We start from the raw sequence: 23,602 nt of genomic DNA, 5'->3' as shown, positions 1-23,602 counted from the left end.
CGGATGCCTATCCGGGGGCCGCGGGCCGGGCTCAGTGGATGATCCCGGTCCGGAGGGCCACGGCGACCATTCCGGCCCGGTCCCCGGTGCCCAGCTTGCGGGCGATCCGGGCGAGGTGGGACTTGACGGTCAGGGCGGACAGGCCCATCGAGACGCCGATGGCCTTGTTGGACTGGCCCTCCGCGACGAGGCGCAGGACCTCGACCTCACGGCCGGAGAGCTCGCGGTAGCCGCCCGGGTGGCTCGGGGCACCCGGGGGGCGGCGGTGCATACGGGCGGCGGCCGAGCCGATGGGCGCGGCGCCCGGCCGGGTGGGGAGTCCGATGTTGGTACGGGTACCGGTGACGACATAGCCCTTGACTCCGCCCGCGAGGGCGTTGCGGACCGCGCCGATGTCGTCGGCGGCGGACAGGGCCAGGCCGTTGGGCCAGCCGGCGGCCCGGGTCTCGGAGAGCAGGGTGAGACCGGAACCGTCGGGCAGGTGGACGTCGGCCACGCAGATGTCGCGCGGGTTGCCGACGCGGGGACGGGCCTCCGCGATGGACGATGCCTCGATCACGTCACGGACTCCGAGGGCCCACAGGTGGCGGGTCACGGTGGAACGGACGCGCGGGTCGGCGACGACGACCATGGCCGTCGGCTTGTTCGGGCGGTAGGCGACCAGGCTTGCGGGCTGCTCGAGAAGAACGGACACCAGGCCTCCTGGGGGAGTGGCGGGACGGCACCGGCTCGGGGAAGAAGCCGGTGCGCTCCGTGCGGATGGTCACTGACTCCTTCGGCACGTCACCCGCCCGGCTTTAGGGAATGATCACGATTTGGTGAGTAACAATTCGGGCAATTCGGACGCGCGATCGATCGGTGATCGATCAGAGGCCGCCAGCTGCGGACAACCGGCAGGACTACGGATGCTGGGGGCCGCGCCGCTGCGGCAGCGACACCACACCCGGATCCGCCGGGGGCAGCGGCTCCAGCCCGGCGATCTGGCACAGCAGCTCGCACCACGCGGACAGGTGGGCCGCCGTGTCCGGCACCCCTCCCACCCCCTCCCGGGGCGTCCACGAGGCTCTGATCTCGATCTGCGTCGCCGGGCGCCGCTCCCCGAGCCCCCCGAAGTAGTGCGAGCTCGCCCGGGTGACCGTGCCGCTCGCCTCCCCGTACGTCAGCCCGCGGGCCTCCAGGGCCCCCGTCAGCCAGGACCAGCACACCTCCGGAAGGAGCGGGTCCGCGGCCATCTCCGGCTCCAGTTCCGCCCGTACGAGCGTCACCAGCCGGAAGGTCCCGTGCCAGGCTTCGTGACCGGCCGGGTCGTGGAGCAGGATCAGCCGGCCGTCGGCCAGGTCCTCGTCCCCCTCCACCACCGCCGCCTCCAGGGCGTACGCATGGGGCGCCAGGCGTTGCGGCGGCCTGGTGGGATCGATCTCGATTCCCGGACGCAGCCGCGCCTTCCGCAAGCCCTCGACAGCCCGTCGGAACGGGAGTGGGACGGAGGTCTCCTTCGCGCTGTCCATACCGTCAGCGCCATCTGAAAATCGTCCCTGAGCCGCAGCCATGCGGGGAACGATAGGCGGAAGAAGGCCCCGTTCAGCGCAGGGACACCCGCGCCGCGGCGGGCACTTCTTCATACGTGCGAAGATTTGGGTCGTGAGTGCCAACGACCGCCCGCAGGGCCAGCCGAGTCAGACGTACGATTCCGCCTTCCTGAAGGCGTGCCGGCGCGAGCCGGTGCCGCACACCCCGGTGTGGTTCATGCGGCAGGCCGGGCGCTCCCTCCCCGAGTACCGCAAGGTCCGCGAGGGCACCGCGATGCTGGAGTCCTGCATGCGGCCCGACCTGGTCACCGAGATCACCCTGCAGCCGGTGCGCCGCCACAAGGTGGACGCGGCGATCTTCTTCTCCGACATCGTGGTCCCGCTCAAGGCCATCGGCATCGACCTGGACATCAAGCCGGGCATCGGCCCGGTCGTCGCCCAGCCGATCCGCCGCCGCGAGGACCTCGCACAGCTGCGCGACCTGACACCCGAGGATGTGGCCTACGTCACCGAGGCCATCGGCATGCTCACGGGTGAACTCGGCAGCACGCCGTTGATCGGCTTCGCCGGTGCGCCTTTCACCCTTGCGAGCTACCTCGTCGAGGGCGGGCCCTCGCGCAACCACGAGCACACCAAGGCCCTCATGTACGGCGACCCGCAGCTGTGGGCCGACCTGCTGGACCGCCTCGCGGAGATCACCTCCGCCTTCCTGAAGGTTCAGATCGAGGCCGGCGTGTCCGCCGTGCAGCTCTTCGACTCCTGGGTCGGTGCCCTCGCCCCGGCGGACTACCGCCGCTCGGTGATGCCGGCCTCGGCGAAGGTCTTCGAGTCGGTGGCCTCGTACGGGGTCCCGCGCATCCACTTCGGCGTCGGAACCGGCGAGCTGCTGGGCCTGATGGGCGAGGCCGGTGCGGACGTGGTCGGCGTGGACTGGCGCATCCCGCTGGACGAGGCGGCCCGGCGGGTCGGCCCCGGCAAGGCGCTCCAGGGCAACCTGGACCCGGCCGTGCTGTTCTCCACCCCGGAGGCCGTCGAGGCCAAGACCGACGAGGTGCTCGCCGCAGCCGCCGGCCTGGAGGGGCACGTCTTCAACCTGGGCCACGGGGTCCTGCCGACCACCGACCCGGAGGCGCTGACCCGCCTCGTGGACTACGTCCACACCAAGACGGCCCGCTAGCCGCGGAATGGCGGCGCAGCGGCTGCACCCGGACGAGCCCGAGCTGGACGAGGACCTGGTCCGGCGGCTGGTCCGGGCCCGGTTCCCGCAGTGGTCCGGGCTCGCCGTCGGCAGGGTGGCCACGGGCGGCACGTCCAATGTGATGTACCGCCTCGGCACCGACATGGTGGTCCGGCTGCCGCGCACCGCCTCCGCCGCCGCGGACGTGGACACCGAGCACCACTGGCTGCCCCGGCTCGCACCGCAGCTCCCGGCGGCGGTCCCGGTCCCGCTGGGCCGGGGCGGGCCCGCCGAGGGGTACCCGTGGCCGTGGTCGGTGTACCGCTGGCTGGACGGGGAGACCCCCCTCGAGTCACAGCCCGCCGACGCCGGGCCGCTCGCCGCGGACCTGGCCGGCTTCATCACCGCGCTGCGGGCGGCCGAGCCGGCGGGCGGGCCCGCCGCGTACCGCAGCGAACCCCTGGCGGCCCGGGACGCGGCCACCCGGGAGGCACTCGCGGAGCTGTACGAGCAGCACGGCGAGTTCGACGCGGCCGGCACCGCCGCGGCGACCGCCGTGTGGGAGGCCGCCCTGGAGGCACCCGGCTGGGACCGGCCGCCGGTCTGGATCCATGCCGACCTCCAGCCCGGCAACGTACTGACCGTGCAGGGGCGGCTCAGCGCCGTCATCGACTTCGGCTGCCTGGGACTGGGCGACCCCGCCGTGGACACGATCGCCGCCTGGTACATCCTCCCGGCCCCGGCCCGGGACGCATTCCGGTCGGCGCTCGGCGCCGACGAGGCGATGTGGGCGCGCGGCCGGGGCTGGGCGCTGTCGATCGCGCTGATGGAGCTCCGCTACTACCGCACATCGAAGCCGGAGATGGCGGCGACGGCCCGCCGGGTGATCGGCGCGCTGCTGTCGGACCCGGCCTGACCGGTCCCGCCGGCTCAGCCGACGGCCCCGGGCTGCGGCCGGGGCGGCGTGGTGCAGGTGATGATCCTCGGGTCCGCCGCCGGGTCCTCGCGGAAGCCGACGCGGTACGGGCCGTAGACGACGCCGTCCTCCTCGAACTCGCCCATGGAGTCCGTCGTGGCCCGGAAGTCCGTCGGCCCGTCGACCATGACGCGCTGGTCCGGCCGGAACCCGGTCAGCCGGAGGGTGAAGGGCGGCTCCTGGTCCGCCGCCATGCCGGGTGCGGCGGGCACCAGTTCGCAGGCCGGCTGGGCGGGAGCTGCCGCGGCGCCCGGCGGAAGGACGGCGGGGGCGAGGGCCGCGCAGGCGGCGAGGGCCGGGGCGAGCAGGGCCAGACGGCGGTGCCGGTTCATCGTGCTGCCCTCCACATGAGGAAAGCCTGGAAAGCCCCCGACGGTCGATCCCAGGATATCGGCGCGGCCGGCCAGGGGCAGGGCGAGCGGGCCCGCGCAGGGCTACCCTCCCGACTGCCGGACCATGGCGACCGCCTTGCGGGCGGCGACCAGGATGGGGTCCCAGACCGGGGAGAACGGCGGCGCGTAGCCCAGGTCCAGGCCGACCACCTGGTCCACGGTCATTCCGGCCGTCAGTGCGACCGCCGCGATGTCCACCCGCTTCGCCGAGCCCGCGCCGCCCACGATCTGGACCCCCAGCAGCCGGCCGGTCCGCTGCTCGGCCAGCATCTTCACCGTCATCTCCGCCGCCCCCGGGTAGTAACCGGCCGTGTTCGTCGAGCGGATCACGGCGGTCACGAAGCGCAGGCCCACCGCCCGCGCGTCCTTCTCCCGCAGCCCGGTACGGGCGATCTCCAGCGAGCAGACCTTGCTCACCGCGGTGCCGACCACCCCCGGGAAGGTCGCGTAGCCCCCGCCCACCCCCGAGCCGATCACCTGGCCGTGCTTGTTCGCATGCGTGCCCAGCGGGATGTGCCGGGTGCGGCCCGAGACCAGGTCCAGCACCTCCACGCAGTCCCCGCCGGCCCAGATGTCCTCGTGCCCGCGGACCCGCATCGACAGGTCGGTCAGCAGCCCGCCCGAGTCGCCGACCGGCAGGCCGGCCGCCCGGGCCAGCGCGGTGCGCGGTTCCACACCGATACCGAGGACCACCACGTCCGCCGGGTACTCCTCGCCGGAGGCCGTCACCACCGCCCGGGCCCGGCCGGCGTCGTCCGTCAGGACCGCGGTGGCCTCCGCCCCGGCGACCGTACGGATCCCCATGGCGTTCATCGCGGTGTGCACCAGCCCGCCCATGTCCGGGTCCAGCGTGGCCATCGGCTGGGCGCCGCGGTGCAGCACCGTCACCTCGAAGCCTCGGCCCACCAGCGCCTCGGCCATCTCCACCCCGATGTACCCGGCGCCGACCACCACCGCCCGGCGGCCCTGCGTACGCTCCAGGAACTCCAGCAGCCGCTCCCCGTCGTCCAGGGTCTGCACCCCGTACACCCCGGCCGCCCCGATCCCCGGCAGCCGGGGGCGGACCGGCCGGGCCCCGGTGGCCAGGACCAGCCGGTCGTAGCCGGTCCAGGACTCGGCGCCGGTCTCCAGGTCCCGGGCCCGGACCCGCCGCCCGGGCAGGTCCAGTTCCACCACCTCGGTCCGCATCCGCAGATCGATGCCCCGCGCCCGGTGCTCCCGGGGCGTCCGGGCGATCAGCGCGTCCCGGTCCGCCACCTGGCCGCCGATCCAGTACGGGATCCCGCACGCCGAGTACGAGCTGAAGTGCGACCGCTCGAAGGCCACGATCTCCAGCTCCTGCGGGCCCTTCAGCCGGCGGGCCTGCGATGCGGCGGACATGCCCGCCGCATCACCCCCGACCACGACCAGTCGTTCCGCTGCCATCGCCCGTACCGCCCTCCGCCGCCGATGTCTGCGGAACACGCTATGCCCGAACGGGCGTTCAGTCCTGGACGTCCGCCGCGGTGTCCGTCCCGGCCGGCGAGGGGTGCGCGGAGTGCGCGGCGTGCGCGGGCGGTGCTGCCGGTGCGGCCTGCCGCTGCGGCCACACCTGCGGGGCGCCGGTGCCGCGCATCGGAACCGGCGGCGTCGCCGGGCGGAACCGCCGGTAGACCTTCCACAGCGCCAGCAGGACCAGGCCCGCCAGGGCGAACGGCAGCACCGCGCCCACCACCAGCGTCAGCCACTTCAGCCCGGTGAGGAACACCTCCCAGCCGCCCTTCAGGGCGTCCGTGAAGGCCGGGTCCTCCTCTTCCTTCTGCTCCACCGGCGCCGCGGGCTTCCCGGACACCTCCAGAGTGATCGTGCCCAGCGAGGTCTGGTCCTTCAGCGCCGTCTGCTGGGCGAGCAGTGCCTCCAGCTCCGCCTGGCGCTTGCTCAGCTCCCCCTCCAGCATGACCACATCGCCCAGCGCCGAGGCCTTGTCCATCATCTCCCGCACCCGGGCCACACTGGCCTGCTGCGAGCGGACCCGGCTGTCCACGTCGACCACCTTCTCGGTGACGTCCTGCGCCTCCACCTTGCGGTGCAGCAGCTTTCCGCCGCCCTCCAGCGCGCCCAGCACCGAGTCGAACTTCTCCCCGGGCACCCGCAGGGTCACCGTCGAGGTCATCGCCCCGGAATCGTCCCGCCGGGTGGACTCGTTGCCCACATAGCCGCCCGCACCCTCGGCCGCCGACCGGGCCGCCGCCAGGGTCTGCTGGACGTCCTTGGACTCGATGCCCAGGGACGCGGTGCGGATGATGTGCTGCCGCACCTGCACCGGCTTGCCGGCGGCGCCCGCGGCCGGGGCCGCCGACGGGGCGGTGGCACCCGCTCCGGCCGCCTTCTCCCCGGACTTGGCGTCCCGGGCTGCCTGCGGGGCGGCCACGCCCCGGTCGGCCGTGGCCCCGGAGCCTTCGGTGTCCGCGCTGCAGCCGGCCAGCGCCAGCACCCCGACGGCCGCCACCGCCGCCAGGACCCCGGCCGAACGGCCCCCGGCCGACCGGCTTCTGCTGCTGTTGTGTCCGTACGTACGCGTCATCACACGGCCCCCCGGGCTCGATCGGATCTTGACGTTTCGACGTACGGGCTCCCGCCGCCGGTTTCGCACCCAAGGTCCCGAGCCGGTCCCGAACCGGTCACGGTCCGGCCTCGGAGCAGGGCCGACGGCCCGTCTGAGACGATGTGGCCCATGGACGAACCGGACCTGAGCACGGACGACACGAGCACCCCGGACCCGGCCGCGGCGGACGCACCGCAGCCCAGCGGCCCGCGCAACGTCCTGGTGATCGGCGGCGGCATCGCCGGTCTCGCCGCCGCCCACCGGCTGCTCGCCGCCGGCGCCCGGGTGACCCTCCTGGAGGCCGGCCCGCGGTTCGGCGGCAAGCTGCACACCGGCGAACTCGCCGGCGTCCCCGTCGACCTCGGCGCCGAGTCCCTGCTCGCCCGCCGCCCCGAGGCCCTGGAACTCGCCCGGGCCGTCGGCCTCGGCGATGCGCTCCAGCCGCCCGCCACCGCCGCCGCCCGGCTGTGGACCCGCGGGGTGCTGCGCCCGCTGCCCGGCGGCCATGTCATGGGCGTACCCGGCGACCTCGGCCCGCTCGCCGCCTCCGGGGTGCTCTCCGCCGAAGGACTGGCCCGGGCCGAGGCCGAGCAGCCCCGCCCGGCCGCCGAAGAGGTGGCGGACGTCGCCGTCGGCGCGTACGTGGCCGCCCGGCTCGGCCGCGAGGTCGTCGACCGACTCGTCGAACCGCTGCTCGGCGGGGTGTACGCCGGCGACGCCTACCGCATCTCCCTGCGCGCCGCGATCCCCGCCCTGTACCAGGCCATCCGCACCCACCCCAGCCTCACCGAGGCCGTCCGCTCGGTGCAGCGCGAGGCCGCCGAACGCACCCACGCCATCGGCGCCGCCGCCACCGGCCCCGTCTTCACCGGCATCGAGGGCGGCATCGGCCGGCTCCCGCTCGCCGTCGCCGAGGCCTGCCGGGCCGCCGGCGCCCGCCTGCTGACCACCGCCCCCGCCCGCGAGCTGCTCCGCACCCCCGCGGGCTGGCGGGTGGTGACGGAAGACGGCCGCGGATTCGAAGCCGACGCGGTGATCCTCGCCACCCCGGCCGGGCCCGCCGCCCGGCTGCTGGACGGCCCCGCCCCCCTCGCCGCCGCCGAACTGCGCGCCGTCGAGTACGCCTCCATGGCCCTGGTCACCCTGGCCTTCCGGCGCTCCGAACTGCCCGCGGCCATCACCTCGGGTGCGGCCAGCGGCTTCCTGGTGCCGCCCGTGGACGGCCGGACGGTCAAGGCCGCCACCTTCTCCAGCAACAAGTGGGCCTGGAACGCCGCCGACCCCGGCCTCTTCCTGCTCCGCGCCTCCGTGGGCCGCTACGGGGACGAGAAAGACCTCCAGCGGGAGGACTCCGAACTCGTCGGCATCGCCCTCGCCGACCTCGGCGAGGCCACGGGCCTGGCCGCCCGCCCGGTCGCCACCACCGTCACCCGCTGGGACGGCGGACTGCCCCAGTACCCGGTCGGCCACCTGGACCGGGTGGACCGGATCCGGGCCGCCGTCGCCGCCCTCCCCGGCCTCGCCGTCTGCGGTGCGCCCTACGACGGCGTGGGCGTGCCCGCCTGCATCGCGAGCGCCGCCGCCGCGGTCTCCGCCGTACTGGGCACCCCTGGCACGGACCACTGATCAGGGCAGGGACAATAGGCACATGACTGCACCGGAGAAGATCCCCAACGCGGGGAAGAAGGCCAAGGACCTCAACGAGGTCATTCGCTACACCCTGTGGTCCGTCTTCAAGCTGAAAGACGTGCTTCCGGACGACCGCGCCGGCTACGCCGACGAGGTGCAGGAGCTCTTCGACCAGCTCGCGGCCAAGGACATCACCGTCCGCGGCACCTACGACGTGTCCGGCCTGCGCGCCGACGCCGACGTCATGATCTGGTGGCACGCCGAGACCTCGGACGAGCTGCAGACCGCCTACAACCTGTTCCGCCGCACCCGGCTGGGCCGCGCGCTGGAGCCGGTGTGGTCGAACATGGCGCTGCACCGCCCCGCCGAGTTCAACAAGTCGCACATCCCGGCCTTCCTGGCGGACGAGGTCGCCCGCGACTACGTCAGCGTCTACCCCTTCGTGCGCAGTTACGACTGGTACCTGCTGCCCGACGAGGACCGCCGCCGGATGCTCGCCGACCACGGCAAGATGGCCCGCGGCTACCCGGACGTCCGCGCCAACACCGTGGCCTCCTTCTCGCTCGGCGACTACGAGTGGCTGCTCGCCTTCGAGGCCGACGAGCTCTACCGCATCGTCGACCTGATGCGTCACCTGCGCGCCTCCGAGGCCCGTATGCACGTCCGTGAAGAGGTGCCCTTCTACACCGGACGCCGCAAGTCCGTCGCCGATCTGGTGGCCGGACTCGCCTGATACCTCCCCAGGGGGAAGGGCCGGAGGAGCACGCCGTCACGTGGCTCCTCCGGCGGATCGGGAGGCCTTGCCCCCGAAACGACGCAGCCGGAGATCCCGCCCGGAAGTTCAGACGGCAGGCGGCAGCGCCGACCCCCAGGTCGCCGCTGCCCGGCCGTCCAGCGACACCGGTGCGGGCTCCGGATGCGGCGCACATCCGGCCCGCCGGCCCGCGGTCCGGCCGGTCAGCAGATACCGCTCCACATGCCGGTCCACACAGGGGTTGCGGCCCCCCGCCACCCCGTGGGTGCCCGCTCCCCACTCCGTGACCAGTGCAGCGCCGCCGCCCAGCCGCCGCTGGAGCTCCAGCGCCCCCGGATAGGGGGTCGCCGCGTCCCGCTCCGCCGCCACGATCAGCGTCCGGGGCAGCCGGGCCGCCGCCGGGCCGCCCACCGCCACCGGCCGCTGCCGCGGGGACACCGGCCAGGAGGCACACGGCAGGTACAGCCAGGCCTGACTCCAGGCCGCGAACGGCGCCCGGACCGCCAGCTCCCCGTAATCGCGGATCCATACCCCGGCATCGGCCGGCCAGGGCGCGTCGTTGCACAGCACCGCGGTGTGGACGGCGCCCGCGTTCTCCTGTTCCGCTGCCGCCGCCGGATCCGGTGCGGCCTGCTCCACCAGCGGGCCCGGGTCCCCGGCCAGGAAGGCGGACAGCGCCGCCGCCCGGGCCGGCCAGAGCGCATCGTCGTAGGCCGTCCGGAGATACGCGTCCTGGAGCTCCCCGGTGCCCACCAGCCCGCCGGCCGGCCTGCGCGCCACCGCCTCCCGCACCCGCTCGTAGCTCGCCCGGACCGCCGCCGGGGTGGCGCCCAGCCCGTACGCGGAGTGGTGCCGGGCCGCCCAGGCCCGGAACTCGTACCAGCGGCGCTCGAACGCCGCCGGCCGGTCGAGCAGACCGCGGTACCAGATCCGCCGCGGGGCGGGGTCCACCGGGGAGTCGAACACCATCCGGCGGACGTGGCCGGGGTAGAGGGTCGCGTACACCGCCCCGATGTAGGTGCCGTACGAGGCGCCGAGGAAGGTCAGCCCGGACTCGCCGAGCGCGGCCCGCAGCACGTGCAGATCCCGGACGTTGTTCAGGGTCGAGTAGTACGGCAGGGCCGGGCCCGCCCGGTCGGCGCAGCCCCGGGCCCGGTCCCGGGCCTCCGCCGCGCGCTGTCGTCCGTACGCCTCCGAGGGCGCGGCCGGGACCTGGCGGGGAGCCCGGGCGGCCCGGTCGGGCCCGCAGGACAGCGGGGCGGACCGGCCCACCCCGCGCGGGGCGTAGCCGACCAGGTCGTAGGCGGCGGAGACCCGTTGCCACTCCGGGAGTGAGGCGACCACCGGGAAGAACATGCCCGAGGCCCCCGGTCCGCCGGGGTTGTAGACCAGCGCGCCCTGGCGGCGGACGGTCTTGCGGCCGGTGGCGGGCAGCCGGCTGACGGTGAGGGAGATCTGCGGGCCGTCGGGGCGGGCGTAGTCGAGCGGTACGCGCAGCAGGGCGCAGCGCACCGGGGACGGCAGTCCCTCGGCCGCGGGGCAGGGGGTGAAGGAAAGCGTCCGGGCGGCGGCGCGGCGGGCCGCGAGCTCGGTACCGGCGGCCTCTGCGCTCACCGGAGCGGTGGTGGCGTGGGCCGGGACGGCGCCGGAGAGGCACAGGGCCAGGCAGAGCACCGCGGCTGCGGCTGCGGCTCCGGAACGGGCGGGCGGAGTCCGCATCAGAGTCCGCATCACGGGTCTCCCTTCGGTCTTCCGATCAGCGGATGATCACCCCGGCTCCCGGCCGTGTACAGCAGCCCTGCCGGGTGTCGCCCTCAACGACCCCGTTGCCGCGGCAGGATCCCCCGGCCGCCGCAGGACAGCGCGGCGCGCAGCCCCGGATCGCCGACCGCGGCCACTCCGTGCAGGGCGACGGAGGTGAGCGGGCCGCGGTCGCCGGCCCGCAGCCCGGACAGCAGCCGCAGGCCGGCCGGGGAGGCCCAGGGGGAGTGCCGGGACGCGTCGAGGCGGGCCAGGGCCAGGAGGGCCAGGGCCGGCAGCAGCGGCAGCCCGAACCAGCAGAGGACCAGCGTGGTGTCGGTGGTTCCGCCGTCCAGGGTGACGGCCGCCGTGGCCATCGCGACCACCAGCAGGACGGCGCCGCGCACCGCTTGGAGCCCGTGGCCGAACCCGGCGCGGACCCCCTCCGGCAGGGCCAGCCCGGCCGCCCGGAGCCGCTCGCCGAGCCGGCGTACGGCCTCGCCGCGGGCGGCAGCGGTACGGACGGCCGCGACCGGGGACCGGCCCTCCGGGCCGAACGCGCCGAGGACCGACCGCTCCAGCGGGTCCCGTCCGACCGGGTCGACCACGGTCGCCCAGCCGGTGTGCGCCAGCAGCAGCCGGCGCTCGCGCTCCATGGAGACCAGGGTCAGGACGGCGACCCGGTGCGGGCCGCCGGCCAGGTAGGCCGCCTCGTAGAGGGTCACGCCGGCTTCCGGGACGTCGGCTTCCGGGACGTCGGCTTCCGGGACGTCGGCTTCCGGGATGTCGGCGGCTTCGGCGACGGCTCGGAGGAGACGGGCGCCGGCGGCGAGGACACCGGCGCAGGCCACCAGCAGGAACAGGACCCAGAACATGGGCGCATGTCTACAAGATGACAAGCTCCCTGGTCAGGGGTGTGTGCGGAGGTGTGAAGAGGTCGTGATGCCGCCGTGACGCGGCATCAAGAACCCTCGGCTCAGCAGGAGCTGGACGAACCGCCGCAACTCGACCCGCCGGAGCTGGACGAGCCCCCGCAACTCGACCCGCCGGAACTGCCGGAGCAGCTCGATCCGGTGGAGCAGGCGAATCCGCCGCCGCTGTCACCGCCGCCGCCGGAGCTGCCGCCCCCGCACCACACCACCGGTGCCCCGGCGCCGCCGTCGGTGTGCGGGGTGGTCCGGGGGCCGGAGGGCCCCCGCCGGGGACCGGCCGCGCCCCGGATCAGCTGGGCCCGCAGCAGCGGATCGGGCACCGCGAGCGGCCCCTTCAGCGCCACCGCCACCCGGGGGTCCGTACTGGCGCCGTAGGCCCTGCGGTAGGCCTCCAGGGCCTGCCGCCCAGCCTTGGTGGCCCGGCCGCCGGCCTGCACGGCCAGTACCACCGCGGCCACCACCCCGAGCAGCAGGGCCGGGAGCGCGGCCACGGCCGGTCCGGTCGCGAAGGCCGCCAGGACCCCGAGCACGGGCAGGCCCAGGATGCAGAGCAGCGCCTGGACCGCCGTCCAGTCCGCCAGCGGGACAGCGCCCCCGGGGCGATCAGCAGCCCCCGGGCGGCGAGTCCCTCGCCGGTCTCCCGGACCGCCGGGTGGGTCTGGGCCGCCGACCGCACCGGGTGCAGGGCCCCGCTCGCCGCGCTGCCGAAGACCTCCAGCACGGCCCGCTCCGCCGGGTCGTTGCCGCGGGCTCCGGTCCGCACCTGCACGATGCCCGGGCCGCCGATCATCATCCGCCCGTCGTAGCAGAGCGAGACCAGCGCCGTGTCCGCCACCCGGCGGGGGCCGCCGGTCAGGAACGCGGCCTCGGCGAGGTCGAGCGGGGCCGGCCCGGGCAGGGCCGCGCCCCGGGCCCGCCGGATGCCCAGCGCCGCCCACCCGGTCGAGCCGAGCACGGCGAGCCACAGCAGTACGCACATCACGATCATGCGACGGCCCTCCGGGAACGCGGTCCGAGGCGGAGCCGGTCTGCCCACCGGACGAGCCGACCCAGCGGGTTCCGCGGCCGGCTGCCGGCCCGGTCCTGCCACCAGCGGCCGAGCCGGCGCCGGGCGGCCGGGTCCGCGGGCAGCCCGTGGACCAGCAGGTGCTCGGCGAAGTCCAGGGCGTCCCGGCGGTAGCCACCCGTCATCGGCCGGTGCCGGGCATAGCCGGAGAACTCCCTCCGGTACGCCTCGGGGCCCAGGAAGCCGACGAGTTCGGGGGCGATCCGGCCCACCACATCGGCCCGCTTGGACACCAGTGCCCGGGCCTGGACGGCGACCCGCTGCCGGTCGAAGCCCTCCGGGACCGGGGTCCCGGCGACCAGCGCGGAGAGCAGCGCGGTCTGCGCGACCCCGACCCGCCCGCGGGCACCCCCGGCCTCCGGCACCGCCGCCGCACCACGGCCCGTACCGGCGTCCACCGGCCGCTCCGTACCCCGGTCCGTACCGCGGTCTGCGGTCCGGGCGGGAGGGGCCGGTGGTGCGGAGGCCAGCACGGCGCCGATCGTGGCGAGTTCGGCCGCCAGCTCCGGCTCCGGCGGGAAGTCGTCGTCCCGCTCCAGCAGCACCCCCGGCGGGTCCACCCGCGCCCGGAGCTCGCCCAGCAGGTCCAGGACCTGCGGCGGCACCGGGTGCGCGTGGGTGTCGTGCCACACCCCGTCCCGCTCCATGCCACCGGCCACATGGACGTAGGCGAGGGCCTCCGGCGGCAGTGCGTCCAGGACCGCGAGCGGGTTCTCGCCGCGGTTCACCCGGTTCGTGTGCAGGTTGGCCACGTCGATCAGCAGCCGTACGCCGGTCCGCTCCACCAGCTCGGCCAGGAACCGGCCCTCCGTCAGCTCTTCCCCGGGCCAGTTCACCAGCGCGGCGATGTTCTCCAGGGCCAGCGGCACCGGCAGGGCGTCCTGGGCGATCCGCACGTTCTCGCAGAGCACGTCCAGGGCGTCCCGGGTCCGCGGTACGGGCAGCAGGTGCCCGGCCTCCAGCGCCGGCGAGGAGCTGCGGACGAAGGCGATGTGCTCGGTGACCAGCGGGGCCCCCAGGGCCACCGCCCGCTCGCCGAGATCGGCCAGCCGGCGCGGGTCCGGCCGGTCCGCACCGCCGAGGCCCAGCGAGACCCCGTGCGGGACCACCGTCACCCCGCGCTCGCGCAGGCGCAGCAGGGACTCCGGCAGATGGCCGGGACACAGGTTCTCGGCCACCACCTCCACCCAGTCGAGTCCCGGCAGCCGCTCGACCGCCTCCGCGATCTCCGGCCGCCAGCCGATCCCCACCCCCAGGCGTGCCATGGGCTTCATGCCCCTCGCCCCCCTTCCGTTGCTTCGTGCCGATGTCATCGCCCCGGCGCCGTGCGGCCAACCGTGCGGGGGCAGGTTCAGAGCAACATTTGAGCTTCCGGGCCGCCGGCGGTGGTGGCGGCGGTGGCGGTGGCCCGGTTGGTGAACGGCCGGGCGAGGAGGGTGACGGCGACGGAGACCGCGGCGACGACGGTGATCGTGGTGCCGGGGTCCAGCACCTGGGCGAGGCCGCCGGCGAGCGCGGCGCCCAGGCCCTGCCAGGTCATCCGGCCGGCCGACTCCACGCCCTGGACCTGGCCCCGGACCGGGCCGGGCGTCAGCTCCAGCAGCTGCTCCTGCAGGGGCAGGGTGGCCGCGAACCCGGCACTGGCCAGGAACACCGCCACCGCCGCCACCGCGACCGGCGGGTGGCACACGAACAGCAGGTAGGGGACGGCGAGCAGGAGCCGCAGGGCAAAGGCCCACCGGCGCCGCCGGGCGGCGTCGAACAGCCGGCCGACGGTCAGGTCCCCGAGCAGCATGCCCGCCGCCCCGGCGGCCAGCAGGGTGCCGGCCGAGCCCGGGTCGTAGGAGATGAACAGGGCCTCGCAGCCGACGATCAGACCGTTGGGGACCCACAGGTTCACCAGCAGGGCCCGCCGGCCGGGGTGGGCGAACAGCTCGGCGTTGGCCGTCCGGGTCCGGCGCAGTCCGGGCCGGGCGCCGAGCCGGACGGAGTGTTCCCGGACGGTGGCCGCCGCCACCGCCAGCCCCAGCGCGGTCAGGGCCGAGGCGAGCAGGAAGAGCCCCTGCGGGCCCAGCTGCCGCAGCAGGACCGCGCCCAGGGCGTAGCCGAGGATCGCGGTGCCGCCCGAGGTGATGTTCATCAGCGACCGGGCCGGGGCGTAGGCGGCGGCCGACACCACCTCGGCGAGCAACCCCATCCGGGTGCCGGTCCCCAGGGACTGGAAGAACCCCAGCACCAGCAGCAGGGCGAACCGGGCGGCCAGCGGCAGCCCCGGCAGGCCTTGGGCGGCCATGCCCACCAGCGAGACCGACTGGAGGGCGAGCAGGGTCCGGCGCGGCCGGTCCGCGTCGGCGACCGACATCAGCGTCAGCGCGCCGAGCACCGTCGCGAAGGTGGCGCCGTACATGCTCACGGCCGTCAGGAACGGGGAGCGGGTCTGCTGGTTGACGAGGGTGCCGAGCGCGAAGCCCGACAGGGTGGTGGCGGCGACCGTCAGCGTGAAGCCGGCGTACAGCCCGGCGAACTCGCGGTTGCGGAGCAGCGCGCGATATCCGGTGGTGGCGGGAGAGGAGAGGGAGAAAAGGGAGGACATGAAAAAAGCCTCCGGATGCGTGCCCGTTCCGCGTGTGTGTGAGCGGGGCACTCCGAAGGCCAACGCGCTCATTCTAGCAGGGGGTTCAGCCGGGACCGCAGGGCCGGGTGGTCCGCCACCACCGTGCAGGAGCCCGGCGCGATCTCGGTGAAACCGGCGTCCCGGACCACCGGCAGCCCGCTCCCGGTCAGCTCCGCCCACTGCTCCGGCCCGGCGGCGGTGCGCACGGCCAGCCGGAAACCGGACTCCCGCCACCGGGCGCGCTCCGCCCCGGTCAGCTCCCACCAGGCCAGCTGTGCCGCGTGGCCGGCCTGGGCCATGGCCTTGCCGGCCGACATGTCCAGGTCGGGGTTGAACCACAGCACCGGCACCCCGGGGTCCGCCGGGCCGGCCGGCTCCGGGTCGTCCAGGTCGGTGCCCGACACCTGGAGCTTCACCAGCTCCTTGGGCCAGCCGTCCAGCGGCACCGGCGGGAACACCCGCACCTGCGCGCCGACCGTGCCGGTTCCCTCGACGGTGATGCCGGGCAGGGTGGCCGCCTTCCGCCACTCCGCGCCGCGCGCCCGCCGCACTACCTTCCGGATCCGGGCGTCCTGCCAGTCGCGGACCGCCGCGGCCCATTCACCCTCGCCGCGCGAGCGCTCGTCCGAGAGCAGGACGAGCACCGCCCGGGCGGCGGTTTCCAGCGCGTCCGTCCGGGCGGGCGGTCCGGTCTTCTCGATCCGCACCACCAGGGGGAGGACGTACTGGGGCGCCTCGTCGCGGGCGATGTGCTCCTGCCGGAACGGGCTGTCCGCTCCGACGGCCGGCCGGTCTTCGGTGTCGTTGCTGCTCATCCGGTCAAGGATGCCAGGAGTGGAGCCCGGGTCCGGCCAAGCTCCCGGACCCGGGCCCCACGTGGATCTACCTCGGGCTGATCGTGACCTGGTAGGTGGCTCCGGCCCTGCCGCGGGTGTTCACGGTGACGGTCTGGCCGCGCTCCTTCCAGCCGGCCTTGCCGCCTCGGACGTCGACGCGGTAGCCGCCCGGGTAGGTGTCCCTGGGTACGGTGATCTGGGTGGGGCCGTCCGCGGTGTGGCGGGTGCGGAAGGTGAGCGTGTAGGTGCGGGTGGCCGGGTCGTACGCGTACGTGAGCGGGTCGCCCGCGACGGCCCGCGCGTACGGCTGGACGAGCAGCTGGGCGTTGGGCTTCACGGCACCCGTCTGGTCGAGGAAGCAGTAGCTGCCGCCCCGGCACCACTGCCACCAGGTCCAGCCACTGGAGAAGCGGTCCATGGCGGCCGTCATGTCGGTGACGAACTGGCGGCCGTGCGGAATGGAGGGGTTGCCGCCCCACTCGCCGACGATCACCGGCATCCGGTGACGGGTCGGGTAGTCGCTGATCGCGGCCTCGTAGGCGGGAACGAAGGTGCCGTTGGGGTCGTAGTCGGCGCCGGTTTCCATCGCGGTCTCGTAGAAGTGCGGCGCATAGCCGGCGTGCGGGTCGTCGATGCGGCCCAGCTGCGTGGGGACGCCGAGACCGACGATGACGGTCGGTTCGACGAACACCCACGACCTGCGGTCGACCAGGCGGATCGCCTTGGCGAGGCGGTTCCACAGCTCGGTGAGCTCGGTGGCCTCGAAGCGGGCCGCGGCGGTGGGGAGGTCTTCGCCTTCGAGGAACTTCGCGAACGGCTCGTTCATCAGGTCGTAGCCGAGCAGCGCCGGGTGCCTGCCCAGATCGGAGGCGACCGTCATCCACATGCGAGCGTGTGCGGCGCGGAGGTCGGCGTCCTTGTACAGGTGGTCGAAGGCGGTCTGTACGGATGGCTGGAAATACCCGGCGAACCAGTCGTCGGGTGTGGGGGTGAACGGCAACCCCTCGTCGCGGGTGGCCCAGGCGGGGATGCCGCGGAAGCCGAAGTGCGGGCCGTACACGTCCTGGTGGGCGTCGAGTATGACCTTGATGTGGTAGCGGTCGGCCCAGTCGAGGATGCGGCGCATCTTGGTGAGGTAGCCGCGGTCGTAGTGCCCGGGGGTGGGTTCGAGGTCGTCCCAGAAGAACGCGAGGCGCGCGAGGTTGAAGCCCCGGGCGGACATCTCCTTGAGGTCCCTCTCCTGGATGCCGGCAAACGCGTTGGCGCCTCGGCTGTTCTTGTCGGCGAGGTTGAAGCCGCGCCACTGGAGTGCGCGGCCCTGCCCATCGGCGATGAAGGTGCGGTCACCGACCGTGACCCGGTCGGGGGTGCGGCCGGGGGTGCGGTCGGGGTGGGCCTGGGCCTGCGCGGGGAGGACGCCGAGCAGGAGGGCGGCCACGGCGAGGGCGGCGGGGGCTATCCGGGAGGTCAAGCGCATGCAGGAGACCCTTTCGAGGATGGCTGCCGGGGCGGCGTGCCGATGGGCGCTCGGATGCTACTGGCGAGTTGCCCAAGTTCCCAGACCCTTCCTGGAGTTGGCCGGTACCGAGGTGTTCCGGCAGCCCGTGGGGCAGCCGCGAGGCGGGCGGGGGCGTAGGCTCGTACACATGGACGAGAACGAGCCGTACTGCGCCGCTCCGGCCCGCCCCGAGGGCGCGGTGGCCGGGCCGCCGTTCGCGGACTGCGTGGAGTGCGGCCGGCCCACCGAGTACGGGGTGGCCACTCCGGGGCGGGTGCTCTGCCCGGTCTGCGAGTGGCAGGACGCGCAGCGCACCGCCTGCTCGGGCTGACGGCCACCCCGACCGGTTCAGGTTCCGATCAGCTCGGACACCTTGACGAACCGGTAGCCGCGCTTGCGCAGCTCGGGGACGATCGTGCGGATCGCCTCCTCGGTCACCGGGGCCGCGCTGCGGGTGCAGTGCATGACCACCACCGAGCCGGGCTTCACCCCGGCCAGGACCTGCCGGGCCACCGCGTCCGGATCCTGCGCGAAGGCGTCTCCGCTGACCACGTCCCACTGCACCGCGGTCACCTTGGCGGTGGACAGGGCGCGCAGGGCCTTGTCGTCGTAGCAGCCGCCGGGGAACCGGAAGTAGGGGACCGTGTTGACCGCGCCGGCCGTGCGGAAGGCCTCGAAGGCGCGCTCCACGTCGGCGCGGGCGGCGGCGCCGTCGAGGGCGGGCAGCCCGTAGCAGGGGGTGGTGAAGGCGTGGTGGCTGTAGGAGTGGTTCGCGATCTCGAAGGTCGGATCGGTGCCGATGGACTTGGCCTGGTCCGGGTACTCCTCCGCCCAGCGCCCGGTCATGAACACGGTGGAGGGCACCCGGAGCCGGCGGAGGGTGTCGATCAGCGGGGGGTTGTCGAAACGTTCCCCCTGGGCGGCGCGCGGCCCCTGATCGGCGGTCATGTCGGCGTCGAAGGTGAGCGCGACGGTCTTGTCGGTCTGCTGCCGGGCCCGGCTGAAGACCGGGGTCAGGCCGCCCGGGCCGGGGGCCAGGGTGGGGGGTTTGGCCTGCGGCGCGGGAGCGGGCTTCGCGGGTCCGGCGGCGGGGGCGCCGGAGCCGGGTGCCCCGGAGGCGGGAGCCGAGGCACCGGCGCGGGGGGCCTCGCGGCCGAGGTCGGACTTCGACGTGGTGCCGGCGTCTCCCGCGCATCCTGCGAGGGCGGCGCCGAGCGCGGCGAGGACCGCCGCGGTGCGCACGGAACGTGCGGAAAGTACGGAATGTACGGAAGCAGTCACCTAAGCAAAATATATGACTATCTGCCAGGCGGCCTGCCACCGCGCACGTGCCGCCGTTGTCAGGCCCGCCCCTACCGCCAGGGACCGGTGATCGCGAAGGTACGGCCCGGAGTGTAGGCGTTGACGAACATCGTGGTGCCATCCGGGGAGAAGCAGACCCCGGCGAACTCCCCCCACTCCGGGGCCTGCGCCGTGCCGAGGTTGTCCGCGTTGCGGGCCACCGGGTAGACCGTGCCGGCCCGGGTCACCCCGAACACGTACTGGGCGCCGCCGCCGTCCTCGCACACCATCAGCCGGCCGCCCGGCGCCAGGCAGATGTTGTCGGGGGAGTCCCCCGGCAGCCGGACGTCCGTGGCCGGCCCGAACAGCACCTCCAGGGTGACCCGGGCGCGCTCCGGGTCGTACGTCCAGACCTGGCCGAAGTGGTCGGCCGCCGCACCCTCGCGGGCGCGGGCGTAGCTGGACACGAAGGACACCCCGCCCCGGTTCCAGTAGCAGCCCTCCAGCTTCTGTGCGTGGGTGATCCCGCCCCGGCCGAAGTCCTGGAGGCGGACCGGGGTGCGGGCCGCCGACGGGTCCGGCACCGGGACCCACTCCACCGGGAACTCCGCGCCCGGCTCGGTCACCAGCGCCAGGTCCGGCACCCCCGGCACCCGCATCGCCTCCAGCCGGCCGCCCGCCCGCAGCGAACCGGTGCCGCCGAGCGGCCGGGCCGGCAGGAAGCGGTAGAAGAGGCCGAACGGCCGCACGAAGGCGTCCTCGGTCTCGTAGACCACCCCCCGGTACGGGTCCACCGCGACCGCCTCGTGGGCGAACCGGCCCAGCGCGGTCAGCGGGACCGCGCCGGTGCGCAGCGGCTGGGCGGGGTCGACCTCGAAGACATAGCCGTGGTCCTCGGCGTAGCCGTTCTCCCCGGCCCGGTCCTCGGTCTCCTCGCAGGTCAGCCAGGTGTGCCAGGGGGTGGTGCCGCCCGCGCAGTTGACCGCGGTCCCGGCGATGCCGACCCGCTCGTCCGCGACCGCGCCCCGCTCGTCCAGGGTGAGCAGGGTGCAGCCGCCGCGCGCGTACGGGTCGTAGGTCAGACCGGCGACGGGCGGGACGCGCAGCTCGGCCGTGGCCCGGTTCTCGTGGTTGCGGGCCAGCCGGATCCGGCCGCCGCCCGCGGCGAAGGCCGCCATGCCGTCGCAGTTGCCGGGGAGCGGGCCCTCGCCGGAGGACAGCGGGCTCCCGGCCCGGGACAGGGCGCGGTAGCGGAACCCGGCCGGTAGGTCCAGCAGGCCCTGCGGGTCGGGCAGCAGTGGCCCGTAGCCGTGGAAGTCCCGGGGCGAGGCCGCCGGGGAGCCGGCGAACAGCGCGCCCAGCGCACCCGTGAAGACGATGCCGGCGCCGGCCAGGAACCGACGACGTGTGGCCGAGAGGGGTGCCGTGCGTGACATGCGCCCTGTGGTACCACGCGGCGGTACGGGCTCCCCGGACCGCCGCGCGTGCGGGACGGACCGTCAGGCGAGCTTGGCGCTCAGGGTGATGGTCGTACCGGTCAGGGCCTGGCTGACCGGGCAGTTCTTCTTGGCGTCCTCGGCGGCGGCGACGAAGGCGTCGTTGTCGATACCGGGGACCTCGCCCTCCACCGTCAGGTGGATGCCGGTGATGCCCTCACCGGGCTGGAAGGTGACATCGGCCTTGGTCTCCAGGCGGGTGGGCGGGGTGCCCTTGCCGGCCAGGCCGTGGGACAGCGCCATCGAGAAGCAGCTGGAGTGGGCGGCGGCGATCAGCTCCTCCGGGCTGGTCTTCCCGTTCGGCGCCTCCGCCCGTGCGGGCCAGGAGACGTCGTACGAGCCGATACCCGAGGAGTCGAGGGTGACGACACCCTTGCCCTCCAGCAGGTTGCCTTCCCAGACCGTGTGGGCGTGACGCGTGGTGGCCATGTGGATCCCTTCGCAGAAGGTGGAATCGACCGGGCGACGGCCGAACGGCCGAGCCCGGGAGTCCCCAACCTACTGCGCCACCAGCCCCTTTGCGTCGCGGGCGAGGGCGGTGAGCCGCGAGATGGCGCGGAAGTACTTCTTTCGATAGCCGCCGTTCAGCATGTCTTCGCCGAACAGCCGGTCGAAGGGGACTCCGGAGGCGAGGACCGGTATCTCGCGGTCGTAGAGCCGGTCGGCCAGGACCACCAGCCGCAGCGCGGTCGACTGGTCCGGCACCGGGCCGACATCGGTCAGACAGACCGCGGTGATGCCCTCGGTCAGCGCGCCGTACCGGCTGGGGTGGACCCGGGCCAGGTGCTCCAGCAGGCCGGGGAAGTCGTCGAGGCTGGCGCCCGGGGTCGCGTAGGCGGTCTTGGCGACCTGCTCGTCGGAGAACGGCGGCGGAGCCTCGGGTAGACCGCGGTGCCGGTAGTCCTGGCCGTCGATGCGCAGCGGGCGGAAATGGGCGGAGAGGCCCTGTATCTCGCGCAGGAAGTCGGCGGCGGCGAACCGGCCCTCGCCGAGCTTGCCCGGCAGGGTGTTGGAGGTGGCGGCGAGGGCCACGCCTTCGTCCACCAGCCGGCCGAGGAGGGAGGAGACCAGGACGGTGTCGCCCGGGTCGTCCAGCTCGAACTCGTCGATGCACAGCAGCCGGTGCCCGGACAGGGTCTGCACGGTCTGCTGGAAGCCGAGGGCGCCGACCAGGTTGGTCAGCTCCACGAAGGTGCCGAAGGCCTTCAGGGCGGGCTCGGCCGGGGTGGCGTGCCAGAGCGAGGCCAGCAGGTGGGTCTTGCCGACGCCGTAGCCGCCGTCCAGGTAGACCCCGCGGGGGCCGGCCGGCGCGGTCTTCTTCGGGGTCCGGGCGAACCAGCGGCGCTTCCCGGCGCCGGAGGCGTGTGCACCGCCGAGGCCGGCGGCGAAGCCGCTCAGCACGGTGACGGCCTCGGCCTGGCTGGGCTGACCGGGGTCCGGGTTGTACGTGTCGAAGCGCACCGAGTCGAAACGCGGTGGCGGCACCATCTCGGCGACCAGCCGCTCGGCGGGCACCCGGGGCTCGCGGGCGCACAGGGCGTGCGGGCCCGCGTCGGGTATGTGGCTCCGTCCGGCTGCGCCGCCGGACTCGGTGAGAGATGTTGACACAGCATTCAACTCTACGGCGTGCCACACTGCACCCCATGCGCCACCTGTTCCCTGTGACCGATCAGACACCGGCCGAGACCGATCGGGAGTGGTCGCTCGATGAGCTCGCGGAGGCGTATGCATACCCGCCGCTGACCGGAGACGCCCACTGGCTGCGCGGGAACATGGTGTCCACGCTCGACGGGGCGGCCCAGCACGACGGGCGCTCCCAGCCCATCTCGAACGACACCGACATGCGGATCTTCGGCACCCTGCGGGCCCTGGCGGATGTGGTGGTGGTCGGGGCCGAAACGGTTCGGCAGGAGGGCTACCGGCCGGCCCGGGCCCGGGAGGCCTTCGCGGCCCGCCGGGCAGCCGCCGGACAGGGCCCGGCGCCCGCCATCGCGGTGGTCTCGGCAAGCCTCGACCTGGACTTCTCGCTGCCGCTGTTCACCGCCCCGCTGGTGCCCACCCTGGTGCTGACCGGCGCGACCGCGCCCGCGGACCGGGTGGCGGCGGCCTCCAAGGCCGGGGCCCAGGTGCTGGTGGCCGGGGAGGGGGCCGGGGTGGACCCGGCGCGCGTGGTCCGTGAGCTGGCCGTACGCGGTCTGGTGAGGCAGCTCACCGAGGGCGGGCCGAGGATGCTGGGCCAGTTCGTCGCGGCCGGGGTGCTGGACGAGCTGTGCCTGACCGTGTCCCCGATGCTCACGGCGGGTGACGCCCAGCGGATCGCGGGCGGCCCCCCGATGGCGGTGCCGCGGCGGCTGGAACTCGCATCCCTGCTGGAAGAGGCCGGGTTCCTGTTCACCCGCTACCGTCGGATCTGAGAGGCCGCGGAATGTGAGAGGCCGCGGAATTTGTCGTTCCGCTTAGCTTCCGCTGGGCAGAATGACCAGCGCGAGCCCCGTGCCACAGCGGGGCAGGATGGTTTCCGCAGGGGCCGCCGCGGCCCATGAAGGAGAGGGCGTCCGTGTTCACGAGCGTATTGATGATCGAGAAGCCTCTGACATCCGTAGACGTGGACTTCGTCACCACCCTGCACGGAGACGACCCGGTCTCCTTCTTCGTCCTCATGCAGCCCCGGGGCGACCAGGACCGGCTGCTGCGCGCCATCGACGACGTCGCCCTCGGCGAGATCCCCGACGCGATCCGGGAGGGGGACGTGCCCGAGGGGGAGGCCGCCCGCGGGCCGGCCGAGCAGGCCCTCGCCTACTCCCTGGACGTCCTGCGCAAGAAGGGGGCGAAAGCCGTCGGGCAGATCGTCGAGGACCATCCGCTGGACAAGCTGAAGGCGGTCGTGGACGAATCCGGGGCGGACGAGGTGATCGTGCTGACCGCCCCGCACTTCGTCGAGGAGTTCTTCCACCGCGACTGGGCCTCCCGGGCCCGCCACAAGGTGGGCGTCCCGGTGCTCAAGCTCTTCGCCCACAACGAGTAGCCGGCGGCTCCCCGGCCGTGGGGGAGCCCCCGCGGCCGGGGGAGGAATTAGGCTGGGGCCCGTCACACCCGCA

At 74.4% G+C, this 23,602-nt stretch carries 24 protein-coding genes; 8 read left to right on the top strand and 16 right to left on the bottom strand.

What is annotated here, in order from left to right:
• Positions 1-31: 31 nt before the first annotated feature.
• Positions 32-694, bottom strand: coding sequence for a response regulator transcription factor (locus tag DEJ50_RS07180; protein WP_150206749.1), 663 nt, complete (start codon positions 692-694; stop codon positions 32-34).
• Between the two features lie 205 nt (positions 695-899).
• A complete protein-coding gene (locus DEJ50_RS07175) occupies positions 900-1,550 on the bottom strand; it encodes a DUF3000 domain-containing protein (protein ID WP_150206748.1) in 651 nt (216 codons plus the stop codon).
• A 91-nt stretch (positions 1,551-1,641) separates the two neighbouring features.
• On the opposite strand from DEJ50_RS07175, the gene hemE reads away from it, so the two are divergent.
• A complete protein-coding gene (gene hemE, locus DEJ50_RS07170) occupies positions 1,642-2,706 on the top strand; it encodes a uroporphyrinogen decarboxylase (RefSeq protein ID WP_150206747.1) in 1,065 nt (354 codons plus the stop codon).
• Positions 2,707-2,713: 7 nt separating this feature from the next.
• Positions 2,714-3,622 (top strand): aminoglycoside phosphotransferase family protein, encoded by a 909-nt coding sequence (locus DEJ50_RS07165; RefSeq protein WP_150206746.1) that lies wholly within the window; start codon positions 2,714-2,716, stop codon positions 3,620-3,622.
• Positions 3,623-3,636: 14 nt separating this feature from the next.
• Here DEJ50_RS07165 and DEJ50_RS07160 read toward each other — a convergent pair whose 3' ends face one another.
• The 3 genes from DEJ50_RS07160 to DEJ50_RS07150 form a co-directional block, all read right to left on the bottom strand.
• A complete protein-coding gene (locus DEJ50_RS07160; protein WP_150206745.1) occupies positions 3,637-4,014 on the bottom strand; it encodes a hypothetical protein in 378 nt (125 codons plus the stop codon).
• Positions 4,015-4,116: 102 nt separating this feature from the next.
• Positions 4,117-5,499 carry an FAD-dependent oxidoreductase gene (locus tag DEJ50_RS07155; protein ID WP_150206744.1) on the bottom strand — a complete coding sequence of 461 codons (1,383 nt, stop codon included), beginning with the start codon at positions 5,497-5,499 and terminating at the stop codon, positions 4,117-4,119.
• A gap of 58 nt (positions 5,500-5,557) precedes the next feature.
• A complete protein-coding gene (locus tag DEJ50_RS07150) occupies positions 5,558-6,637 on the bottom strand; it encodes a DUF4349 domain-containing protein (RefSeq protein WP_150206743.1) in 1,080 nt (359 codons plus the stop codon).
• A gap of 141 nt (positions 6,638-6,778) precedes the next feature.
• Between DEJ50_RS07150 and hemG the strand changes: the two genes are divergently transcribed.
• Complete coding sequence (gene hemG / locus DEJ50_RS07145) at positions 6,779-8,284, top strand: protoporphyrinogen oxidase (protein ID WP_411757583.1); 1,506 nt, start codon at positions 6,779-6,781, stop codon at positions 8,282-8,284.
• Between the two features lie 22 nt (positions 8,285-8,306).
• Positions 8,307-9,020: a hydrogen peroxide-dependent heme synthase gene (hemQ, locus tag DEJ50_RS07140; RefSeq protein ID WP_150206741.1), complete on the top strand. Its 714-nt coding sequence runs from the start codon at positions 8,307-8,309 to the stop codon at positions 9,018-9,020.
• Between the two features lie 108 nt (positions 9,021-9,128).
• On the opposite strand, the gene DEJ50_RS07135 is transcribed toward hemQ, so the two are convergent.
• Together DEJ50_RS07135 and DEJ50_RS07130 are read right to left on the bottom strand one after the other, a co-directional pair.
• Positions 9,129-10,772 carry an alpha/beta hydrolase gene (locus DEJ50_RS07135; RefSeq protein WP_223837645.1) on the bottom strand — a complete coding sequence of 548 codons (1,644 nt, stop codon included), beginning with the start codon at positions 10,770-10,772 and terminating at the stop codon, positions 9,129-9,131.
• A gap of 83 nt (positions 10,773-10,855) precedes the next feature.
• Positions 10,856-11,656 carry a TIGR04222 domain-containing membrane protein gene (locus DEJ50_RS07130; protein WP_150206740.1) on the bottom strand — a complete coding sequence of 267 codons (801 nt, stop codon included), beginning with the start codon at positions 11,654-11,656 and terminating at the stop codon, positions 10,856-10,858.
• A 75-nt stretch (positions 11,657-11,731) separates the two neighbouring features.
• Here DEJ50_RS07130 and DEJ50_RS34545 point away from each other — a divergent pair, with 75 nt between their 5' ends.
• Complete coding sequence (locus tag DEJ50_RS34545; protein WP_223837644.1) at positions 11,732-12,088, top strand: hypothetical protein; 357 nt, start codon at positions 11,732-11,734, stop codon at positions 12,086-12,088.
• On the opposite strand, the gene DEJ50_RS34540 is transcribed toward DEJ50_RS34545, so the two are convergent.
• From DEJ50_RS34540 to DEJ50_RS07105, 5 genes are all read right to left on the bottom strand, one after another.
• Positions 12,048-12,701: a TIGR04222 domain-containing membrane protein gene (locus DEJ50_RS34540; RefSeq protein WP_223837643.1), complete on the bottom strand. Its 654-nt coding sequence runs from the start codon at positions 12,699-12,701 to the stop codon at positions 12,048-12,050. The two genes, DEJ50_RS34545 and DEJ50_RS34540, sit on opposite strands and share 41 nt — an antisense overlap.
• Positions 12,698-14,053 (bottom strand): DUF692 domain-containing protein, encoded by a 1,356-nt coding sequence (locus DEJ50_RS07120; RefSeq protein ID WP_150206738.1) that lies wholly within the window; start codon positions 14,051-14,053, stop codon positions 12,698-12,700. The genes DEJ50_RS34540 and DEJ50_RS07120 overlap by 4 nt, the downstream gene beginning before the upstream one ends.
• Before the next feature lie 77 nt (positions 14,054-14,130).
• A complete protein-coding gene (locus DEJ50_RS07115; RefSeq protein WP_150206737.1) occupies positions 14,131-15,372 on the bottom strand; it encodes an MFS transporter in 1,242 nt (413 codons plus the stop codon).
• A 68-nt stretch (positions 15,373-15,440) separates the two neighbouring features.
• Positions 15,441-16,208, bottom strand: coding sequence for an aminoacyl-tRNA hydrolase (locus tag DEJ50_RS07110; protein WP_150206736.1), 768 nt, complete (start codon positions 16,206-16,208; stop codon positions 15,441-15,443).
• A gap of 67 nt (positions 16,209-16,275) precedes the next feature.
• On the bottom strand, positions 16,276-17,706 hold the full coding sequence (locus tag DEJ50_RS07105; protein WP_150206735.1) for a cellulase family glycosylhydrolase: 1,431 nt from the start codon (positions 17,704-17,706) through the stop codon (positions 16,276-16,278).
• A gap of 169 nt (positions 17,707-17,875) precedes the next feature.
• Between DEJ50_RS07105 and DEJ50_RS07100 the strand changes: the two genes are divergently transcribed.
• Positions 17,876-18,058: a hypothetical protein gene (locus tag DEJ50_RS07100; protein ID WP_150206734.1), complete on the top strand. Its 183-nt coding sequence runs from the start codon at positions 17,876-17,878 to the stop codon at positions 18,056-18,058.
• A gap of 17 nt (positions 18,059-18,075) precedes the next feature.
• Here DEJ50_RS07100 and DEJ50_RS07095 read toward each other — a convergent pair whose 3' ends face one another.
• From DEJ50_RS07095 to zapE, 4 genes are all read right to left on the bottom strand, one after another.
• Positions 18,076-19,008 carry a polysaccharide deacetylase family protein gene (locus DEJ50_RS07095; protein WP_223837642.1) on the bottom strand — a complete coding sequence of 311 codons (933 nt, stop codon included), beginning with the start codon at positions 19,006-19,008 and terminating at the stop codon, positions 18,076-18,078.
• Positions 19,009-19,079: 71 nt separating this feature from the next.
• Positions 19,080-20,444: an alkaline phosphatase PhoX gene (locus DEJ50_RS07090; protein WP_150206733.1), complete on the bottom strand. Its 1,365-nt coding sequence runs from the start codon at positions 20,442-20,444 to the stop codon at positions 19,080-19,082.
• 63 nt (positions 20,445-20,507) lie between these two features.
• On the bottom strand, positions 20,508-20,933 hold the full coding sequence (locus DEJ50_RS07085) for an OsmC family protein (protein WP_150206732.1): 426 nt from the start codon (positions 20,931-20,933) through the stop codon (positions 20,508-20,510).
• A 69-nt stretch (positions 20,934-21,002) separates the two neighbouring features.
• The gene (zapE, locus tag DEJ50_RS07080) at positions 21,003-22,064 is read right to left on the bottom strand and encodes a cell division protein ZapE (RefSeq protein ID WP_150211967.1); all 1,062 of its coding nucleotides are present in this window, start codon (positions 22,062-22,064) and stop codon (positions 21,003-21,005) included.
• Between the two features lie 83 nt (positions 22,065-22,147).
• Here zapE and DEJ50_RS07075 point away from each other — a divergent pair, with 83 nt between their 5' ends.
• A complete protein-coding gene (locus DEJ50_RS07075) occupies positions 22,148-22,918 on the top strand; it encodes a pyrimidine reductase family protein (RefSeq protein ID WP_150206731.1) in 771 nt (256 codons plus the stop codon).
• A 143-nt stretch (positions 22,919-23,061) separates the two neighbouring features.
• Positions 23,062-23,529 (top strand): indole-3-glycerol phosphate synthase, encoded by a 468-nt coding sequence (locus DEJ50_RS07070; RefSeq protein ID WP_150206730.1) that lies wholly within the window; start codon positions 23,062-23,064, stop codon positions 23,527-23,529.
• Positions 23,530-23,602: the final 73 nt, after the last annotated feature.

The sequence above is a fragment of the Streptomyces venezuelae genome (assembly GCF_008642295.1).
GTDB classification, from domain to species: Bacteria; Actinomycetota; Actinomycetes; order Streptomycetales; family Streptomycetaceae; genus Streptomyces; species Streptomyces venezuelae_C.
This window is presented reverse-complemented; position numbering and strand designations above follow the sequence as displayed.

Coding starts and splice junctions, on each gene's coding strand:
- DEJ50_RS07165 (WP_150206746.1), top strand. CDS start 2,714: ATGGCGGCGCAGCGGCTGCACCCGGACGAGCCCGAGCTGGACGAGGAC.
- hemQ (WP_150206741.1), top strand. CDS start 8,307: ATGACTGCACCGGAGAAGATCCCCAACGCGGGGAAGAAGGCCAAGGAC.
- DEJ50_RS07175 (WP_150206748.1), bottom strand. CDS start 1,550: ATGGCTGCGGCTCAGGGACGATTTTCAGATGGCGCTGACGGTATGGAC.
- DEJ50_RS07130 (WP_150206740.1), bottom strand. CDS start 11,656: ATGTTCTGGGTCCTGTTCCTGCTGGTGGCCTGCGCCGGTGTCCTCGCC.
- DEJ50_RS07160 (WP_150206745.1), bottom strand. CDS start 4,014: ATGAACCGGCACCGCCGTCTGGCCCTGCTCGCCCCGGCCCTCGCCGCC.
- DEJ50_RS07120 (WP_150206738.1), bottom strand. CDS start 14,053: ATGAAGCCCATGGCACGCCTGGGGGTGGGGATCGGCTGGCGGCCGGAG.
- DEJ50_RS07085 (WP_150206732.1), bottom strand. CDS start 20,933: ATGGCCACCACGCGTCACGCCCACACGGTCTGGGAAGGCAACCTGCTG.
- DEJ50_RS07075 (WP_150206731.1), top strand. CDS start 22,148: ATGCGCCACCTGTTCCCTGTGACCGATCAGACACCGGCCGAGACCGAT.
- DEJ50_RS07135 (WP_223837645.1), bottom strand. CDS start 10,772: ATGCGGACTCTGATGCGGACTCCGCCCGCCCGTTCCGGAGCCGCAGCC.
- DEJ50_RS07105 (WP_150206735.1), bottom strand. CDS start 17,706: ATGCGCTTGACCTCCCGGATAGCCCCCGCCGCCCTCGCCGTGGCCGCC.
- DEJ50_RS34540 (WP_223837643.1), bottom strand. CDS start 12,701: ATGATCGTGATGTGCGTACTGCTGTGGCTCGCCGTGCTCGGCTCGACC.
- DEJ50_RS07110 (WP_150206736.1), bottom strand. CDS start 16,208: ATGAGCAGCAACGACACCGAAGACCGGCCGGCCGTCGGAGCGGACAGC.
- DEJ50_RS07150 (WP_150206743.1), bottom strand. CDS start 6,637: ATGACGCGTACGTACGGACACAACAGCAGCAGAAGCCGGTCGGCCGGG.
- DEJ50_RS07090 (WP_150206733.1), bottom strand. CDS start 20,444: ATGTCACGCACGGCACCCCTCTCGGCCACACGTCGTCGGTTCCTGGCC.
- DEJ50_RS07100 (WP_150206734.1), top strand. CDS start 17,876: ATGGACGAGAACGAGCCGTACTGCGCCGCTCCGGCCCGCCCCGAGGGC.
- hemG (WP_411757583.1), top strand. CDS start 6,779: ATGTGGCCCATGGACGAACCGGACCTGAGCACGGACGACACGAGCACC.
- DEJ50_RS07155 (WP_150206744.1), bottom strand. CDS start 5,499: ATGGCAGCGGAACGACTGGTCGTGGTCGGGGGTGATGCGGCGGGCATG.
- DEJ50_RS07115 (WP_150206737.1), bottom strand. CDS start 15,372: ATGTCCTCCCTTTTCTCCCTCTCCTCTCCCGCCACCACCGGATATCGC.